Source organism: Micromonospora sp. KC721, assembly GCF_004348355.1.
Taxonomy (GTDB): domain Bacteria; phylum Actinomycetota; class Actinomycetes; order Mycobacteriales; family Micromonosporaceae; genus Micromonospora.
The window spans coordinates 1-3,530 of sequence record NZ_SMJY01000326.1 but is presented as its reverse complement, the minus strand read 5'-3'; the positions used below and the strand labels follow the sequence as shown (position 1 = coordinate 3,530).

3 protein-coding genes are annotated in these 3,530 nt (G+C 75.1%); all 3 read right to left on the bottom strand.

Annotated elements, in window-relative coordinates:
- Nucleotides 1-2,301: AAA family ATPase (locus E1182_RS29785; RefSeq protein WP_132271042.1), on the bottom strand; the 2,301-nt coding region annotated here is incomplete at its 3' end.
- Nucleotides 2,302-2,338: 37 nt separating this feature from the next.
- The gene (locus E1182_RS29780; RefSeq protein ID WP_132271041.1) at nucleotides 2,339-2,836 is read right to left on the bottom strand and encodes a hypothetical protein; all 498 of its coding nucleotides are present in this window, start codon (nucleotides 2,834-2,836) and stop codon (nucleotides 2,339-2,341) included.
- 45 nt (nucleotides 2,837-2,881) lie between these two features.
- Nucleotides 2,882-3,520: an ATP/GTP-binding protein gene (locus E1182_RS29775; protein ID WP_132271040.1), complete on the bottom strand. Its 639-nt coding sequence runs from the start codon at nucleotides 3,518-3,520 to the stop codon at nucleotides 2,882-2,884.
- Between the last annotated feature and the right edge of the window lie 10 nt (nucleotides 3,521-3,530).

The window sequence follows — 3,530 nt, the reverse complement described above, 5'->3', positions numbered from 1 at the left end:
GTGTTTGTCGGCGTAGGTGGCCAGCCAGGCGACCTGGGTGGGGTCGAGGGAGGGGCGGACGCGTCCGCGGGCGGTGGCCACGTGGGCGGCGGTGACCGTGGACGCGGTCAGCGACTCACGCATGGCGGCCAGCGCCGCCTCGCGGATCAGCGCCGCGCAGTCCGCCGCCGAGAAGCCGGCCAGTTCCTCGCCGAGCGCGGCCAGGTCGACGTCCTCGGCGAGCGGCACGGTCCGGGACGCGGCGCGCAGGATCTCCGCCCGGGCCGGTCCGTCCGGCGGCGGCACGTGGACCAGGCGTTCCAGCCGGCCGGGGCGCAGCAGCGCCCGGTCCACCAGGTCCGGACGGTTGGTCGCGCCGACCACGACCACGTTGCGCAGCGCCTCGATTCCGTCCAACTCGGTCAGCAGCGCCGCGACGACGCGATCGGTCGTGCCCCCGTCGCTCGACTGGCCGCGTACCGGGGCCAGGGCATCCACCTCGTCGAGGAAGACCAGCGTGGGTGCGGCCTCACGGGCCCGGCGGAACAGTTCCCGGACGGCCCGTTCGCTCTCGCCGACCCACTTGGAGAGCAGCTCCGCGCCCTTGACCGACAGCACGTTCGCCCGGCCGGAACCGGCCAGCGCGGTCACCAGATAGGTCTTGCCGCAGCCCGGCGGGCCGTAGAGGAGTACGCCCCGGGGCGGTTGCACGCCCAGCCGGGCGAAGGTGTCCGGGTAGGTCAGCGGCCACAGCACCGACTCGGTGAGGGTCTGTTTCACCTCGACCAGGTCGCCGACGTCGTCCAGGGTGACCGAGGCCAGCTCCAATGTGGAGGCGGCCATCGAGGTCGGCCGGACCACCTCCAGCGCGGCGGTGAAGTCGGCCATCGCCACCGTCGGCGTGCGCGCCGACTTCTGTCGCAGCGCCGCGCGTACCCCGGCCTCCCGTACCAGCGCGGCCAGGTCCGCCGCCACGAATCCCGGGGTACGCCCGGCCACCTCGTCGAGACGTACGTCCTCGGCCAGCGGCACCTGCCGGGTCAGCACGGTCAGTTGCTCGCGGCGCAGCGCCGGGTCGGGCAGCGGCACGGTGATCCGCAGGGAGAGCAGGTCCGGGGCGTGCAGGGCGGAGTCGACCGACTCGGGTCGGGAGGTGGTGCAGACCACGGCCGCCCCGGACCGGACGGTCTCGGCCAGCACCTGCAGGAACACGGTGGCCACCGGGCCGGCGTCCTCGGCCGGGGCCAGCGCCTCCACGTCGGTGACCAGCAGCACCGCCGGCCCTGCGGCGCGCACCTCGGCGGCTGATTCGCGCAGCCGGCGGGCCGCCGCGTCGGGGGCGAGCGCGGCCAGCTCGGGAGCCCAGAGCCGGCGTACCCGGGCGCCGACGGCCGCGGCGACGGCCCGGACCAGTGCCGACTTGCCCGACCCGGCCGGCCCGCTGACCAGTACGCCCAGCGAGACGCCGGTGCCCAGGCGGTCCAGCACCTTACGGTGGTGGAAGCCGAGGTCGAGTAGTTCGGTCAACTGCTCGGCCTGGGCGCGGAGCCCGGGCAGTTCGTCCACCCGCGGCGCGTCCTGCTCCGCCCCGGCCGGCTCCGCGTCCGCCCCGGCCGGCTTCGGTCCGCCGGTGGTGCCGGCCCGGGCAGCCGCGACCTGTCCGCCGTCCGTCCTGCCACCTGCGTTCGACCTGTTGCCCACGCCCGGCGCGTCACCACCGGCCACCGGGCCGGCGGAGCCGTGGGTGACGGGGCCGTGCTGCCAACCGACCGTGGTGCCCATGGTGACCAGCGCGCCGTCGGCCGGCTCGGCGTCGACCACGGTGATCAGGGTGCTGGTCCAGGCGTACCCGACGGTGTTGGCCAGGCTGCGCCGGGCGGCCTCCACCAGGGCGCGTACCGGGGCGTCGGGAAGTACGTCCTGCGGCAGCAGGGAGACGTCGTCGCCGACGGTGACCATCTTGCCGAGCAGGGCCAACCGGAGCATCTCCGGCGCCACCGCCGCGACGATCGGCACCGGACCGGTCAGGGTCACCCGCCGCGCCGGTACCACCGGGACGGCGCAGACGCTCACCTGCCCGCCGTCGCGCAGCCCCAGATTGCCCATGACCAGGTCGTCGGCGTAGAGCAGCCGGGCGTTCGCACCCGGCTCGGCGGGCGCGACGATCCCGGCGGTCACCCGACGGCCGGTCAGCCGCACCGGGTCACCGGGGCGCAGCGCGAGCGCGGTCAGCACCTCCGGGTGCAGCCGGACGATGCCCCGTCGGGCGTCCAGCGCGGCGGGCCGCAGATGCGCGGTGAGGATCAGCTCCGGTTCGGCCACCGTCCGACCCTAGCTGGCCAGGGCGTCCCTCGCCCCGTCACCGGTCACCGGTCAGCAGCGACGGATTACGACGGATCATCTCGGCCAGTCGGGCCGCCGGGTCGCCGGTGGGCCGGTCCGGGGCGGGCGTCCAGTCGGGCACCGTCCGCCGGTCCGACGTCGGTCGGGCCGTTGGGGGCGTGACCGGGTTGTCCGGGCCGACCGTCGCTCCGGTCGCCGTCCACTCGACCCGCAGCGGGAACGTCCGTCCCTCGTGCTCGACCCGCAACGCCACGGAGAGACCCGGGTGGGCGTCCACCACACGGCGCACCGCCTCGACGGCATCCCGCACCGGATCCCGATCGAGGCTCGGCCGACCGTTGCCGGTCGGGTCGCCCCACCCGGGTCGGGCTGTACGCCCGTCCGGCGCCGATGCCGGGAAGGCGGCGGGGGACGCATGACGGCCCGATTCGTCGCCCGGGTCCCCCGCCCGGCGGCGCAGCGCCTCCTCCCGGCGGGCCATCCGGGCCAGTGTCTCGTCCAGACCACTTCTCATCGCGTCCCCCTCTCTGCTGGAGAACGGGTCGCGGCGGCGAATGGTTCAGCCGCCCTGCTCCCTGGTCGCGCGGTCCAGCGCCCGGTCCAGGACGACCAGGAGGGCGTCCCGTACCGACAGTCGGTCCCGGGCGTCGAACCGGACCAGCGGCACGTGGTCGCCGATGGCCAGCGCCCAGCGGATGACGTCCAGGTCGTGGGCGAGCCGGCCGTCGAAGGCGTTGACGCCGACCGCGAACGGCAACCCGGACCGCTCGAAGTAGTCGATCGCCGGGTAGCAGTCGTCCAGCCGGGAGCTGTCCGCGACCACGAGTGCGCCGAGTGCGCCCCGGGCCAGGTCGTCCCACATGAAGCCGAACCGGTTCTGGCCGGGTGTGCCGAACAGGTAGAGCTTCAGACTGCGGTCGATGGTGACGCAGCCGAAGTCCAGCGCCACGGTGGTGGTGGACTTCGTGCTCACGCCGCCCGGATCGTCCAATCCGATGCCGGCGCTGGTCATCTCCGCCTCGGTGGTCAGCGGGGCGATCTCGGAGATCGCGCCGACCGTGGTGGTCTTACCGACCCCGAAGCCTCCGGCGATGAGGATCTTCACCGGGACCGGCGGCCGGTCCGGCCCGGACCCCGCAGCCGGCGCCGGGGCGGCAGCCGGTGACGCCGGAGGCCGGTACGGCGGCGGTGGGGCCACGGGCGTCCAG

Bases quoted from the DNA above. Each gene is read 5' to 3' on its own strand.
- E1182_RS29780 (WP_132271041.1), bottom strand. From the start codon at position 2,836: ATGAGAAGTGGTCTGGACGAGACACTGGCCCGGATGGCCCGCCGGGAG.